The organism is Pseudomonas saudimassiliensis, from assembly GCF_000939975.1.
GTDB lineage: Bacteria > Pseudomonadota > Gammaproteobacteria > Pseudomonadales > Pseudomonadaceae > Halopseudomonas > Halopseudomonas saudimassiliensis.
Genome location: NZ_LK391969.1, coordinates 1534279 through 1548898, shown reverse-complemented (window position 1 = coordinate 1548898; position 14620 = coordinate 1534279). Strand labels below are relative to the sequence as shown.

Below are 14620 nucleotides of genomic sequence, written 5' to 3'. Positions count from 1 at the left end.
CAGGCATGACAACTATGTTGCTTTACAAGGAAATCAAAGCTCTCAATCGCGATGCGCACAAGGTCCTCAAGGTCAGGCTTGCGGAGGATTGCGCCTTTGCCGCAGAGACCCACCTGGTGCCGCTGGCAGGCCTGGAATTCTTTCAGGCCGCACGGCACTACCCGATCGTGTTCATCGGGCAGGACGATCAACTGATGCCGATCGCGCTGCTGGGGCTCAAAGAAGGGCAGAACAGTTACCTGGACGAGTCCTACAAGTGGCAGGCAAACACCTATATCCCCGCGTTCGTACGGCGTTACCCCTTCGTCCTGGCACAGGACGACGCTGATAATTTCACCGTCTGCTTCGACGCCGCCTACAGCGGCTGGAATGAGGAAGAAGGCCGTGAGCTGTTCACCGCAGACGGCGAAAACTCCGCCTATCTGGACGAGATGATCCAGTTCCTGCAGAACTTCACCGTTGAAATGGAGCGCACCCGAGAGCTGGTCAAGGCGCTGAACGAGCTGCAACTGCTCACCCCCCGCACCCTCCAGCTGACTCACCCCAGCGGCGAGAGCTTTATCATGCGCGACTTCCATGCGGTGGACGAGGCTCGCTTCGCTGAGCTGACCGATGAACAGGTCCTGAGCCTGCACAAGAGCGGCTTTTTGGGCTGGATCTACGCCCACCTGATGTCCCTGGGCAACGCCAACCAGCTGTTCGAAAATTACCTGAAAAACAAGCCCGCCGACGTTGCGGAGCCGGTGAAGCACTGATGCTGGGAAGGTAATGTCCTTCTGCTCCTGGTAATACCGCGGCAAAGCCCCGGCCTGAGTGATCTGGTCGGGGCTTTTTCTATGGTGCCCTGCCAGTGTGGTCTAAGCGTGTCGAGGATGGGCGCTCCATGATCACCGGGCTACCGGTGTGGTCACCAACAGCGGAAGCACCTCGGGCGTAGCCGGGTGCAAATCGAGACTGACGACGATACCGACAGCAGCGCCCAGACAGTCGCGCCTGGACGCGCCAGGTTATCATTCGTGCGAAGGCGGGAATCCCCCCGCACGACCCGGTTGCATGAGGGGTACATGCCCACCCCTTTAGCGCGCTATCTGGACACCAGTACCCTGCCGTCACGAATGGAGGCCAGCACCGGCTTCTGTTCCAGCAGGACCTCGTAGGGGGAGCTGCCGTGGAGCACTATGCATCTGGCCGGTAGACCTGGCTCGATGCCGTAATTCTGCAGATTCAGTGCGGCCGCCCCGTTGGAAGTGATCAATTCGAGGCAGCTGTCTATCCAATCCATGCCAAGCATATGGCAGGCGTGCAGACCGACATCCAGGGTGCGCAGCATGTTGCCGTTGCCCAGCGGATACCAGGGATCGCGGATGGAGTCCTGACCGAAGGCCACCTTGAGGCCGGCTTCGAGAAGCTCCGGTACGCGCGTCAGGCCGCGACGCTTGGGATAGCTATCGAAGCGGCCCTGCAGATGCAGGCTTTCGGTAGGCATGGACAGGAAGCGCAGGCCGGAGCGGGTCAGCAGGCGAAATAGCCGGCTGCAGTAGGCGTCATTGTAGGAGCCCATCGCGCAGGTGTGGCTGGCCGTTACCCTGGCGCCGTAGTCCAGGCGCAGCGCCTCCGCCGCCAGTACTTCCAGAAAGCGCGATTGCGGGTCATCGATCTCGTCGCAATGCACATCCACCAGCAGGTCATGTTTGTGCGCCAGTTCCATCAACCAGCGTACCGAGGCGACACCGTCGTCTCTGGTGTATTCGAAGTGGGGGATACCGCCGACCACATCGGCTCCCAGCCGTATCGCCTCTTCCATCAGCTCGTGCCCATGCGGGAAAGAACAGATGCCCTCCTGGGGAAAGGCGACTATCTGCAGATCGACCAGCTCCGCCACGCGCTCGCGTACCTCCAGCATGGCGTTTAGCGCGGTGAGCGAGGGGTCGGTGACGTCCACATGGGTCCGCACATGCTGAATGCCGTTGTCGGCAAAGAGGTGCAGGGCTCGTTCCGCGCGACCTATTACATCCTCTCGGCTTAGCAGCGGTTTGCGATCAGCCCAGCACTCGATACCCTCAAACAGGGTGCCGCTCTGGTTCCAGCGTGGCTCGCCCGCGGTAAACGCAGCGTCAAGGTGAATGTGAGGCTCGACAAAAGGTGGGCTGACGAGATTGCCGCGGGCGTCCAGGTCCGCCGGCCCGGCGTCGCAGCTGGCCTGCTGCGGCTGGATCTGGCCAAAACAGCCCTGGCTGATGGGGATATGAAACAGACCCTCCCGGCCGGGCAGCCGGGCATTGATGATGGCGTTGATGGTGTGTTGCATGGCGTCTCCCTGCTGCCCCGCGCGGTACGCGCGGGCAAAATTACCGGTTGATCAGTTCCAGGCGGTATCAGTACCCAGCCGGTGGATACCGATATCCATCTGGTTGCAGTGCCGATGAATGGCGGCAATGCCTTCCGCCAGGGCGGCATTTTCCTGTTCGACGGTAGTGTGGTATGCCAAGAAGGCCGGCATCAGGGCACGCAGTTCGGCGAGAATGGCCGCCTCGTCGATTCGAGTCAGTTTGCCGTTATCCACCACGATCTCGCCGTTAACGATGACCTTTTCGATGGACGAGCCGTTTTCACAGTAGACCAGATGGTTGCGAATATCATTGAGCGGCATGAAGTTGACACTCTGCATATCCAGTATCAGCAGATCGGCGCGCTTGCCGACTTCCAGTGAACCCGTGATGTTATCAATCAACGCACTCCGGGCCCCGCCGACGGTGGCGGCGTGGATGACCTCACTTGCGTTGAGCCAGCGTTCGTAGTTTGGGGTGGAGACATTGTGCAGCAACCCGGCGGCCTTCATGACGTCGAACATCCTGGCACTGTCATTGGAGCAGATGCCGTCAGTACCCAGGGCCAGATTGACACCCGCATCCAGCAGCTTGCGCACTGGGGCAATGCCGGCGCCGAGTTTCTGGTTGGATATCACATTGTGCACCACGGAAACGCCAGCGTTGCCCATCAGTTCTATATCCCGATCGGTAACCCAGACGGAATGAGCGATGGTCACGCCCGAATGGAGAATGCCAAGATCATACATGTGCTGCACCAGCGTCTTGCCGTACAACGCCGGACCGGTGCAACCCTGGACCTTGGTTTCAACAATATGGGTGTGGAAGGGAACCTGCCACTGCCGCGCCAGTTCATCGGCCGCCTGGAGCAGGGTGTCGGAGCAACGCTGGGGAGCAGAGGGCGCCACCATGAAGCGGATGCGTCCGGACCGGCCGTGAAACTCCTGATAGGCCGCCTTGGCAAAATCGACGAATTCGTCAGCCGATGGCGGCGCCATATTATCGAGCTGCGCTTGGCACGACGCCGGCAGAAACTCCCGAGAGAACGGGATGGTATCCAGATAGGGTTTGTCGATCATGTGGCCTGACACGGTGGCACGGATGCCGATGTCGTCGTAGGCCTCTACCGCTGCGTTGAGCTGACCCAGGGTTTGGGCCGGCGATTCGAACAGGTCATCGGTAATGCAGGTAGTGCCGGTTTTAAGCGCCTCGATGGCGACCAGCATGCTGCGCAGATAGATAATACGCTCGTCGACACTGCTGGTACCCAGTACAGGGTAGGAATACAGCATCCAGAGCTCCAGCGGCAGGTTGTCGTAGCGCCCTTTGAACAATGCCTCACCAGAGTGCAGGTGACTGTTGATGAGCCCCGGCATGACGAGCTTGCCGGTGCCGTCGATCACGGTCGCGTCCGGCGGGGCGAGCAGGTGATCGCCCACCTCGCGGATACTGTCGCCTTCGATCAACAGATCGCCCGTAAAGGGTGTGGAGCCATGGGTGCTGTCCATGGCGAGAATGGTGGCATTGCGTATTAAAATCGACATGCATCGTGCTCCTGTTTGGGTTGTGTTCAAGCGCTGAGCAGCAGGCTGTCCGCGGCCTGCCAGCGGGCTACTACCGGAGCGCCCACCAGGTAGCGCCTGCTATCCAGCTCGCGCATGCTGGTTTGCACCTGCAGCTCTTCGCCGGCATCACTTTCCAGATGCAGCGTCGCGGTGGAGCCCATGATTTCTATGGTGGAAATGCATGCCTCAATCTCGTTGCCATGGCCCAGCCGGCGGTCATCCAATTCGATACGGTCTGCAGGTACCATCAGGCAGTCTGCCTGGTTGGGATCCAGGGTGGTCGGACGCTCGACGACAATGTCCCGTACGGCAGTGGTGAAGCGGTAGCCGCGGTCATCGGCGTGCAGCTGGCCGGCGAACAGATTGTTACCGCCGATGAACTCGGCGACGAAGCGGTTGGCTGGCTTGCGATACAGCTCCTGGGGGGTAGCGACCTGCTGGATGCGACCGCCGCTCATGACGACCACGCGATCGGCCATGGCGAAGGCCTCGGACTGGCTGTGGGTGATGTAGATGAAGGTAATGTTGAGCTCACGGTGCAGGCGCACCAGCTCGGCCTGCATCTTGATGCGCAAATGCGGATCCAGGGCCGAAAGCGGTTCGTCCAGCAACAGCATTTCCGGCTCGTTGGCCAGCGCTCTGGCCAGTGCGACCCGCTGGCGCTGGCCACCGGAGAGCTGATCAATACGACGATCGGCAAACTCCAGAATGCCCATGCGTTCCATCCATTCCTCGGCCTTCTTCACCCGGCGGGCGCTGGGAAGGCCGCGCTGCTTGAGCCCGAACTCGACGTTCTTGCGCACCGACATCAGCGGGAACAGTGCATAGTTCTGCCAGACCAGCGGCGCGTCCCGCTTCCAGGCCGGATCCTCGTTGATGCGGCGACCCCATAGGCGGATTTCGCCGTCGGTTGGCGAATCCAGCCCGGCGATCATGCGCAGCGTGGAGGTCTTGCCACAACCCGAGGGGCCCATGATGGCGATGAACTCACCCTTCATCACGGTAAGCGATACGCCGTCCACAGCCTTGGATGTGCCGAATTCTTTCTCAAGATTATCCAGTTCGAGCATGGTGACTGACATTGTTCAGTCCTCCGATCAGTTCTGAGTGCGGCCACGACGGCCATGGGTGAATAACTGGGAGAGCAGGATCAGGGCGATGCTCAGCCCGAATACCAGGGTGCCAACGGCATTGATTCGAGGACTCACTTGCCCCTGGAGCATGGCAAGGACTCGCACCGGCAGCGTCTCGTTGGTACCGCCGACAAACCAGGCAATCATGAATTCATCGAAGGAAATCGCTGCGGTAAGGAACAGGCAGGCAACGATGGACGGCAGACAGAACGGCAGAATGACCGACCGCAGCGTGCTCATTTGCGTAGCCCCCAGATTCCAGGCGGCGGCCTCAATATCCGGATCGAGGCTGGCCAGGCGCATGCGGATCAACGCCAGGGCAAAGGGTGCACAGAGCACGATATGCCCAACGATGATGCCCGGCATGGAGCCGGCCAACCCGATGCGTGATTGGAAGGTGAGCATGGCCAACCCCAGGATGACTACCGGTACCAGCGGCGGGAGCGTCAGCAGCGCCAGATACAGGTTCTTGCCCAGGAACCGGTAGCGGTAGTCGACATAGGCACCGGCAAAACCCAGCGCGGTCGACACCACGGCGGTACACAGCGCGACGGTGAGGCTTGTGCTGACGCCGCGGGAAAGAGACGCGTCATTCAGGACCTGCCGAAACCAGTCCAGAGTCAGCCCGCCCATCGGCAAGCTGGGGTAGCGGTTAACATCGAAGGCGAATACCACCGTGGTGAGTATGGGGGTAAAGACAAAGATGAAGATCAGACCAACGTAGCCGTACAACACCACATTGGAATGGGGCTTGGCAGCGTTCATGCGGCAGCTCCTTTCTTCCGGTAGGCCAGGGCCAGCATGCTAAGCACAACAGTGAGCAGGGTGAGGATCATCACCACGGCGACCACGGCGGCACGGGGCCAATGGTTGCCCGACTTGACCTGATCGGTGAGCAGGATGCTTAGCGTCGGTGGGCGGGATCCGCCCAACAGCGCCGGCGAGATGTAATCACCAAACGACAGTACGAATGCGAAGGTCCCTGCCAGGATCAGACCGATGCGCGCCGAGGGAAACAGGACGGTGAACAGCGTCCGGCGGTGGCTGCATCCAAGGTTATATGCCGCTTCGATCAAGCGCTGGTCGACGCTGGCAATGGCAAAGGTCTGGATCAGAATGACCAGCGGCATAACCAATGTCAGAAAACCCACCACGGTGGCGGTAGTGGTGTTCAGAATAATTACCGGCTCCATGCCGACCAGGGCCAGCACACTGTTGATAATGCCGTTGGGACTGAACACGATCTGCCAGGCGTAGATACGTACGGGGTAGCTGGTGAAAAAAGTCACGATCAGCAGCAGCATGGCCAGGCGTTGGGTGAAGGGCGACACCTTCCGTGCCAGGGTATAGGAGACCGGCAACGCCAGAACACTGGCCAGTATCGCGCTCAGAGCCGCAACCCAGAAGGTATAGATATAGGCATTCTTGAAGAAGGAGGCGTTAAGCAGGTGGGTCCAGTTGCTCAGGACCATATCCGGGGTCAGGCGGAACATCTTGACCGACCAGAAAGTCATTGCAATCAGGACCAGCAGCGGGCCGATAAAAAATGCCAGCTGCCAGACCAGGGGTGGGACCGCCAGTCCGAGTGCAAAGCGCACCCCGTGCGTGCGCCGTGGTACGGGCCGTCTGCCCATACTGGCTACCGGAACTGGGCCGTCGCCGGTAGTAGCGGGAATGACCGTTCTACTGTTCATGACACTTCTCCGCAGGTAGGGGCCGACAGCGCCGGCCCGTTCAACTCAGGCCGACTTGAACGCCGTCCATACATCGTTCCAGCGGTCGATATCCTGCTGCACCGGCAATTTACGCAGGTGGATCTTGCCCTTGGCGTAGTCGTCCATGACATTCGGGCCGTCGAGGGTCAGCCCCAGCATCTTGGCATCCTCCGGGTGACGTTCATTCAGCAGCTCCCAGCCTTTGCGGTTAGGAATGGAGGCGACATAGGCCGGCAGGCGAGCGGTGCGGATCTGCCCCTCCGGGGAGGTCATGTACTGGATGAACAGCTTGGCCAGATCCTTGTTTCGTGAGGACGACACGATCGACAGCGACTCGGTCCACTGCAGTCCGCCTTCTTCGGGCACGATGGCAGCGACGGGCACGCCATCCTGTTGCAGCAGGTTAACTACCCAGTCGCCGATACCCGGGATGATGGCGGCGGTGCCGTTGGACAGCATGGAAAACAGGCTGGACATGGAGTAGAAGCCGCTGACTTGAGGGGCCAACGAGGTAAGCGACTTGCTCAGCAGATCGAACTGCGCATTATTGATATCGAAGGGCAGCGGGTTGTGCTGATGCAGACTGAGGCAACCCATGGTCGGCAGGTACCAGTCGAACATACCCAGGCGACCCTTGGCCTTTTCAGACCAGAGCGCGGCATAGGAGCTGACTTCCTCGGGGGTAAATACATCGGTGCGATAGGCCATGCCGATATAACCGAAGCGCAGCATGACCGAGTACAGGTCATCACCGTCCCAATGTCCCTCAAAGCGCTGGAACTCGGGGAAGAAGTCCGCGATTGGATAATCATCAGGGTTCAGCTTGTCGATGAAGTTGCCCATGCGCAGCATGTCCACATACTCGGCATCGGCCATGACCACATCGAACATTCCGGGCGGCGCCTGATTGATCAGGCCGAGCATGGCTTCCCCACCCACATACTCACGGGCTACCACGGTACAGTTATGGAGCTTCTCGAACTCGGCGACAGCAAAGGGATCAGCGTGGCCCGGCCAGGTGAGGATGTTCAACGTCCGGTGCGGTTGTTGCGCAGAGGTGAAGGGAGAGAAGCCTACCGCGGCGGCTCCCATGGCTAACCCCGCAGCCTTGAGCATCTGGCGGCGAGATAAGGACGGGGCACCTGAATCAGACTTTCTAGACATGGTTGATTTCCTTGAGCTGAAGGAGGGATGTCCGGGGAAGTGCACTGCGGCGCACCGGTACTGCCCATCCCATCCAGGTAATGTCACTGCAGCGGTCGCCTTCGCACACCGCTCGCCATGAGGCGCTGCAACAGGCATGCCAGCCTTGCATAGGTATTGTTTGCGGCTTTCAGCCTGGTCCGAAGACGTGAGTGAACCCGTTTGGTGCGCTTGGCTGGCGGGGTGTCGCCGTAGTGGGACAAACCGGGGCAGGGATTCCCCGCTGTGGGGGTGTATCAGGATGTCTGTCCGACGCTGGGACGGAGGGTAGTACTGGCAGGCCGGTAGGGCGGGATCTGGCCCAGCCACTGTCGTCCCGCTACGCGACCACGGCCAGCACCTGCCGACTCTCGAATAAGAGCGTCGCCTGCTGCATGGCGGTTACAAGAAGATCAGAGCGGGTATTAGCGAAGTCTGCGAGGCTGCCGGGAGGGTCGGCAGTGGAGGTTTGGTGGATAACATGAATGGCGCACCCGACAGGATTCGAACCTGTGACCCCTGCCTTCGGAGGGCAGTACTCTATCCAGCTGAGCTACGGGTGCGTAAGGGCCGCCATGATACTCATAGATAAGCCGTTCGTCCATGGTTTCGGTACAATACCGCTGTGTTGATAAGCAACGCCCGGGTGCGGCGGCTTGTCGCTGGGCAAGGTTGCTGTTTTGCGGGATATGGGTTTACCGGTATACTCGCGCAATTGTCCGGGCACTGTACTTGGGCTCATACCTATAGCCATGATGAGGATGTATAAGTGACGATCTTGAAAAAATATCTGGCTGCGTCCGCCGCCACGCTTGCCCTTGTTGCCGGTAACTCCTTCGCCGCGACCGACGAGGCCATTGCCGAGCGTCTCAAGCCGTACGGTAGCGTTTGCTTGGTGGGTGATGAGTGCGCCAATGCAGTTGCCGCGGCACCCGCTGCTGCTGCCGCTGGTGGCGAAGAGGCTGCCGGTGGTTCCCAGGGCGAGGCGCTGTTTTCCGCCAAGACCTGTGTGGCTTGCCACAGTGTCGATAACAAGGTGGTTGGCCCGGCGATGAAGGAAGTGGCTGCCAAGTATGCGGGTGATGCAGACCACATCATTGCCAGCATCAAGAATGGCTCCCAGGGCAACTGGGGTCCGATCCCCATGCCGCCGAATGCTGTTAACGATGAAGAAGCCGCCGCGCTGGCTGAGTGGATCCTGTCCCTCAACTGAGCTGAGTCAGGCTTGACCGAAAAACCACCCGTTGCGGTGGTTTTTCTGTTTCTGGGGTGGGCATTGTGGGCGCACCGCGGTGGTACTGCTCCGGGATCTGCGGCCCTAGCGGCCGAGCAGGCTGCGGATATCCGCCAAGGCAGTATTGCCGCGGGCCTGCTTCTGCTCCACCGGAACGTCCTCGGTGCCTTCCCATTCCAGGTCTTCGGACGGAAGCTCATCGAGAAAACGGCTGGGCAGGCAGTCAATGATCTCGCCGAACTGGCGCCGGCGCGCGGCGAAGGTGAAGGTGAGATTGCGCTTGGCCCGGGTGATGGCCACGTAGGCCAGCCGGCGTTCCTCGTCCACGCTATCGGCTTCGATGCTGGAGCGGTGTGGAAGGATCTCCTCTTCCATGCCGAGCACGTAGACATGGGGATATTCCAGCCCCTTGGAGGCGTGCATGGTCATCAGCTGCACGCGGTCGGCGTCCTCTTCCTCTTCCTGGCGTTCGAGCATGTCGCGCAGCACCAGTTTGGCGATGGCGTCCTCGAAGGTGGTCTCGCCGGTTTCGTCGCGGTCCATGGTGGTTTTCAGCGAGTCCAGCAGGAACCAGACGTTGCCCATGCGCTTGGCGGCGATCTCGTCGCTGGAGCAGTTCTGCCGGATCCAGTTCTCGTAGTCCAGGTCCATCACCATGCTGCGCAGGGCGGCGATGGGCTCGTTCTGGGCGCACTGTTGGCGGACCTTTTCCAGCCAGTGACCGAAACGCTGCAGCCGCTCGCAGTAGCGTGGTTCCATGTGCTCGGCCAGGCCCATTTCGGTGCAGGCGGCGAACAGGCTGATGCCGCGCTGGTTGGCGTAGGTGCCGAGTTTTTCCAGGGTCGCCGGGCCGATCTCCCGGCGCGGTACGTTGATGACCCGCAGCAGGGCGTTGTCGTCGTCGGGATTGACCAGCAGGCGGAAGTAGGACATCACGTCCTTGACCTCCTGCCGGCTGAAGAAACTCGTGCCCCCCGACAGGTGATAGGGGATCTGATGATGCTGCAGCTTGAGTTCGATCAGCCGGGACTGGTGGTTGCCCCGGTAGAGAATGGCGATGTCCTTCCAAGGTATCCGATGCTTGAGGTGCAGGTTCTGGATGTCGGTGGCCACGCGCTCGGCCTCGGCGTCCTCGTTACGGCAACGGATCACGCGGATCGGGTCGCCGTAGCCGAGCTCACTCCACAACTGTTTTTCGAACACGTGGGGGTTATTGGCGATCAGGGTGTTGGCCGCCTTGAGGATGCGGCTGGTGGAGCGGTAGTTCTGCTCCAGCATCACTACCTTGAGCGAAGGGAAGTCTTCCTTCAGCTGGGCCAGGTTCTCGGGGCGGGCGCCGCGCCAGGCGTAGATCGACTGGTCGTCATCGCCCACCACGGTGAAGCGCGCCTGGCTGCCCACCAGCATCTTGACCAGCAGGTACTGGCTGGCATTGGTGTCCTGGTATTCGTCGACCAGCATGTAGCGGATACGGAACTGCCACTTTTCCAGCACGTCCGGGTGATCGCGAAACAGCAGGACCGGGATCAGAATCAGGTCATCGAAATCGACCGCGTTGTACGCCTTGAGGGTGCGGTTGTAGTGCATGTAGACACTGGCCGCGGTCTGCTGCTGGGGCGTCTTCGCCTGCGCCAGGGCTTCCTCGGGGGTGATCAGGTCGTTCTTCCAGGCGGAGATCTGCGCCTGGATGCCGTCTGCCCCGTCATCGGCGCCGTAATCCTTGTGCATCAGGTCGTTGATCAGCGCCTGGGCATCGTTCTGGTCGAAGATCGAGAAGCCGGGTTTGTAACCCAGGCGCTGGTGTTCCTTGCGGATGATGTTCAGGCCCAGGTTGTGGAAGGTCGAAACCGTCAATCCGCGACCTTCGGCGCCGCGCAGCAGTGCGCTGACGCGCTCCTTCATCTCCCGGGCGGCCTTGTTGGTGAAGGTGACCGCGACAATATTCTGCGCGCGCAGGCCGCATTCCTTGATCAGGTAGGCTATCTTGCGGGTGATCACGCTGGTCTTGCCGCTTCCGGCACCGGCCAGCACGAGCATGGGGCCACCGATATAGTGGACAGCTTCCTGTTGACGGGGGTTGAGTTGCGACACAATGACCTCACGCAAAGCCGGGTGCGCGATTCTAGCATAGGGTATGCTAACCGCCGGGCTGGAAATGCTCGACAGCATAATGGCCAAAAGCTAGTCTGACATGACAGTATTCAGACCCGGATTCGAGACGAGGTGCACTGTTGTCCATGGAAAGGTCATTACAACGGATTGTATTGCTGGCAGGCGACGCCGCTGCTCGGCAATTGACAGCCCGTCTCACCGCAGACGGTGCGCCGCCCGTGGTGTTGGCTGATACCTGGCAGCAGACCGCGGAGCTGGCCCTGGCCGAGCCCGCGACGGTAATCCTGGCATCCCACCGGTTTTTCCCCATTCCCCCACAGTATCAGGACAGCATGCCGGTTGTGCATCTTGCCGAGCATGATCTTCCCGCAGTGTTGCCCGCTGGTGCCGGGGACAGTATTTCCATCCAGGCCGGTAGCGGTGAGTTCCTGCGCTGCCTGCGCTTTGCCGGTGAACGCTTCGAGCTGCAGCAGGCTTTGCTGCGGGCAGCCAGCAACGATCCGCTGACCGGGTGCTGCAACCGGCAAATGTTGCAGGACCGGCTCCAGCAGGGCATCCAGCGCGCGCTGCGCTCCAATCAGCCCCTGGCGGTGCTGTCGCTGGACCTGGACAACTTCAGTCACGTCAACGATAGCCTCGGCCATGAAGCCGGCGATGCGATCATCCGCCAGGTGGCGGATCGCTTGCGCCAGGTGCTGCGCTCCACCGATACCGTCGGGCGCATGGGCAGCGATGAGTTCACGGTCATCGTTGAGGATTACCAGACGCCCGCCAACCTCATGCTGGTTGTGAAGAAGCTCATCGATGAGTTGGCCGAACCTTACCGGGTGGATCATGAAAGCCTGTTGCTGGGCTGCAGCATCGGGATCGCGACCTACCCCCAGGGCGGGGAGACGGTCGATGATCTGCTGCTGCACGCCGGACTCGCGATGCAGCAGGCGAAGGCGCAGCGGGGCTGCCATTTCCATTTCTACGACGAGCGCATCAACCTGGAGGCGTCCAGCCAGATCGAATTTGAAGCCCAGCTGCGCCGCGCCCTGCGCAATAACGAGCTGGAACTGCACTACCAACCCCGGGTGGAGCTGAGCAGCGGTCGCATCGTCGGCGTGGAGGGGCTCATTCGCTGGCGCCACCCGCAGCGCGGCCTGCTCGGGCCCAACGAGTTCATCCCCCTGGCCGAGGAAAACGGCCTGATCGTGCCGATGGGCTACTGGGTCATCGCCCGGGCCTGCCATGACCTGGCCATCCTCCAGCGCCGCGGGATCGATCTGCTGGTGGCGGTCAACATGTCCTTCCGGCAATTTCTCGACCGGCGCTTGCTGGCGACCATCGAACGGCTGGTGGAGACGACCGGCATCGATCCGCGGCGGCTGGAATTCGAGTTGACCGAAACCGCGGTGATGCAGCGCCCGGAACAGGTGCAGGTGGCCATGGCCGGCATGGCCGGGCTGGGTGTGCGCTTTTCCCTGGATGATTTCGGCACCGGCTTTTCCTCCTTCGTGCACTTGCATCGGTTGCCGATCAACATGCTCAAGCTGGACCGCAGTTTTGTCCGCGGCATCGTGGATCGCCCGGCGGACCGTCAACTGGTGGCGGCCATGATCGACATGGGCCATAGCCTTGGTTTGCAGGTGGTGGCCGAAGGCGTCGAGCTGCGGGCCCAGATGGAACTGCTGCGAGGGCTGGGCTGCGACCAGATCCAGGGCTTTTTCATCAGCCCCGCGCTGCCCTTTGACGAGTTGTGCTATTTCGCCGATGCCTATGGCGTCGGGCGCGACGAGGCCGTGCAGGGGGCAATACAGTCCCGGATGCTCAGTTGAGCGGCCGCCGGTCCAGTTGCCGGTATTGCAGCGCTTCTGCCAGGTGCGGCTTGCCGATATCACGCTGCTCCTCAAGGTCCGCCAAGGTTCGCGCTACCTTCAGGGCGCGGTGACTGGCCCGCCGGGATAACCCCAACCGTTCCACCGCCTGCTCCAGCCAACGGGCATCGGCCTGCTGCAGGGCGCAGTGCTGGCCTACCCCTTGCAAGTCGAGATGGGCATTCAGGCAACCCTGGCGCCTTAACTGGCGATCCCGGGCGGCGGCTACCGCGGCAGCGGCCTCGGCGCTATCGGGCTTGTTGTCGGTCTGGCCAGCCAGGCTGAAGGCTTCGTTGTGCATGGCCAGGTGCAGGTCGATCCGATCCAGCAGCGGGCCGGACAGCTTGCTGCGATAGCGCTCGACCTGTTCCGGTGAGCAGCGGCAGCGGCCTGAAGGGTCACCCTGGTAGCCACAGGGGCAGGGGTTCATGGCCGCGATCAATTGGAACCGGGCAGGAAACGACAGCTGTTCCCGGGCCCGGGCAATATGAATTTCCCCCGACTCCATGGGCTCGCGGAGCATCTCCAGCACCTTGCGATCGAACTCCGGTAGCTCATCGAGAAACAGCACGCCGTGGTGAGCCTGGCTTATCTCGCCGGGCCGCGGTTGGCTGCCGCCGCCGACCAGGGCCGCAGCGGATGCGCCATGATGGGGCGCGCGGAATGGGCGGCTCGGCCAGTGTTGCAGCATGCCGCGCCCACATACCGATTGGATCGCTGCCACTTCGAGCGCCTCGTCTTCCTCCAGCGCCGGCAGGATGCCGGGCAGGCGGCTGGCCAGCAGGGTCTTGCCGGTGCCCGGCGGGCCAAACAGCAGCAGGTTATGGGAGCCGGCCGCCGCCACGATCAGCGCCCGCTTGGCCTGTGCCTGGCCCTGCACGTCGCGCAGGTCGGGCAGATTGTCTGCCAGCGGCGGTCGTTGCCCGGGCGCCACCGGAGGCAGGAGTTGCTCCCCACGCAGATGCTCGCACAGCTCCAGCAAATGATCGGCGGCGATGATCTCCACACCGCGCACCAGGGAGGCCTCCGCTGCATTGGCGCGGGGCAATAGCAGGGTGCGCTGGTTATCGCGGCAGGCCAACGCCGCCGGCAGCACGCCCTGCACGGGGCGCAGTTCGCCTGACAGCGCCAGTTCGCCCAGTACCTCGCAGTGCTCCAGGCTCGTCGCCGCGATCTGCCCGCTGGCAGCGAGCAGCCCCAGGGCGATCGCCAGGTCGAAGCGGCCACCCTCTTTAGGCAGGTCAGCGGGTGCCAGGTTGATGGTGATGCGTTTGAGACTGGGGAACTCGAGCCGGGCGTTTTGCAGCGCGCTGCGCACCCGGTCCTTGCTTTCCCGTACCGCGGTTTCCGGCAGCCCGACCAGCGTCAGGCTCGGCATGCCGTTGGCCAGATGCACCTCCACCATCACGGGGGGTGCCTGGATCCCCAACTTGGCGCGGCTGTGAACGATCGCCAGGGACATTGATCACTCCTTGATCGCCTCCGCTATGGAG

General features: G+C 61.6%; 11 protein-coding genes and 1 tRNA gene. 3 read left to right on the top strand and 9 right to left on the bottom strand.

What is annotated here, in order from left to right; translation table 11 throughout:
* The first annotated feature begins 5 nt into the window (after positions 1 to 5).
* Complete coding sequence (locus VG99_RS07220; protein ID WP_044499072.1) at positions 6 to 755, top strand: SapC family protein; 750 nt, start codon at positions 6 to 8, stop codon at positions 753 to 755.
* Positions 756 to 1084: 329 nt separating this feature from the next.
* On the opposite strand, the gene codA is transcribed toward VG99_RS07220, so the two are convergent.
* The 7 genes from codA to VG99_RS07185 all read right to left on the bottom strand — a co-directional run bounded on the left by codA (position 1085) and on the right by VG99_RS07185 (position 8485).
* The gene (gene codA / locus VG99_RS07215; RefSeq protein ID WP_044499071.1) at positions 1085 to 2308 is read right to left on the bottom strand and encodes a cytosine deaminase; all 1224 of its coding nucleotides are present in this window, start codon (positions 2306 to 2308) and stop codon (positions 1085 to 1087) included.
* Positions 2309 to 2359: 51 nt separating this feature from the next.
* Complete coding sequence (locus VG99_RS07210) at positions 2360 to 3871, bottom strand: amidohydrolase (RefSeq protein WP_044499069.1); 1512 nt, start codon at positions 3869 to 3871, stop codon at positions 2360 to 2362.
* A 26-nt stretch (positions 3872 to 3897) separates the two neighbouring features.
* Complete coding sequence (locus VG99_RS07205; protein WP_044499068.1) at positions 3898 to 4974, bottom strand: ABC transporter ATP-binding protein; 1077 nt, start codon at positions 4972 to 4974, stop codon at positions 3898 to 3900.
* A gap of 15 nt (positions 4975 to 4989) precedes the next feature.
* Positions 4990 to 5790 carry an ABC transporter permease gene (locus VG99_RS07200; RefSeq protein ID WP_044499066.1) on the bottom strand — a complete coding sequence of 267 codons (801 nt, stop codon included), beginning with the start codon at positions 5788 to 5790 and terminating at the stop codon, positions 4990 to 4992.
* A complete protein-coding gene (locus tag VG99_RS07195) occupies positions 5787 to 6719 on the bottom strand; it encodes an ABC transporter permease (RefSeq protein ID WP_239419838.1) in 933 nt (310 codons plus the stop codon). Before VG99_RS07195 ends, VG99_RS07200 begins: the two co-directional genes overlap by 4 nt.
* 45 nt (positions 6720 to 6764) lie before the next feature.
* Positions 6765 to 7904, bottom strand: a complete 1140-nt coding sequence (locus VG99_RS07190) for a polyamine ABC transporter substrate-binding protein (RefSeq protein ID WP_044499063.1) — start codon at positions 7902 to 7904, stop codon at positions 6765 to 6767.
* 504 nt (positions 7905 to 8408) lie between these two features.
* Positions 8409 to 8485 (bottom strand) — tRNA-Arg (locus tag VG99_RS07185).
* A gap of 332 nt (positions 8486 to 8817) precedes the next feature.
* On the opposite strand from VG99_RS07185, the gene VG99_RS16395 reads away from it, so the two are divergent.
* Positions 8818 to 9135 (top strand): c-type cytochrome, encoded by a 318-nt coding sequence (locus VG99_RS16395; protein ID WP_076939784.1) that lies wholly within the window; start codon positions 8818 to 8820, stop codon positions 9133 to 9135.
* A gap of 105 nt (positions 9136 to 9240) precedes the next feature.
* Here VG99_RS16395 and rep read toward each other — a convergent pair whose 3' ends face one another.
* Positions 9241 to 11247, bottom strand: coding sequence for a DNA helicase Rep (gene rep, locus VG99_RS07175; protein ID WP_044499062.1), 2007 nt, complete (start codon positions 11245 to 11247; stop codon positions 9241 to 9243).
* A gap of 146 nt (positions 11248 to 11393) precedes the next feature.
* Between rep and VG99_RS07170 the strand changes: the two genes are divergently transcribed.
* Positions 11394 to 13088, top strand: coding sequence for a putative bifunctional diguanylate cyclase/phosphodiesterase (locus VG99_RS07170; RefSeq protein WP_044499061.1), 1695 nt, complete (start codon positions 11394 to 11396; stop codon positions 13086 to 13088).
* Here VG99_RS07170 and VG99_RS07165 read toward each other — a convergent pair.
* Positions 13081 to 14589 (bottom strand): YifB family Mg chelatase-like AAA ATPase, encoded by a 1509-nt coding sequence (locus VG99_RS07165; protein WP_044499060.1) that lies wholly within the window; start codon positions 14587 to 14589, stop codon positions 13081 to 13083. The two genes, VG99_RS07170 and VG99_RS07165, sit on opposite strands and share 8 nt — an antisense overlap.
* Positions 14590 to 14620 lie beyond the last annotated feature (31 nt).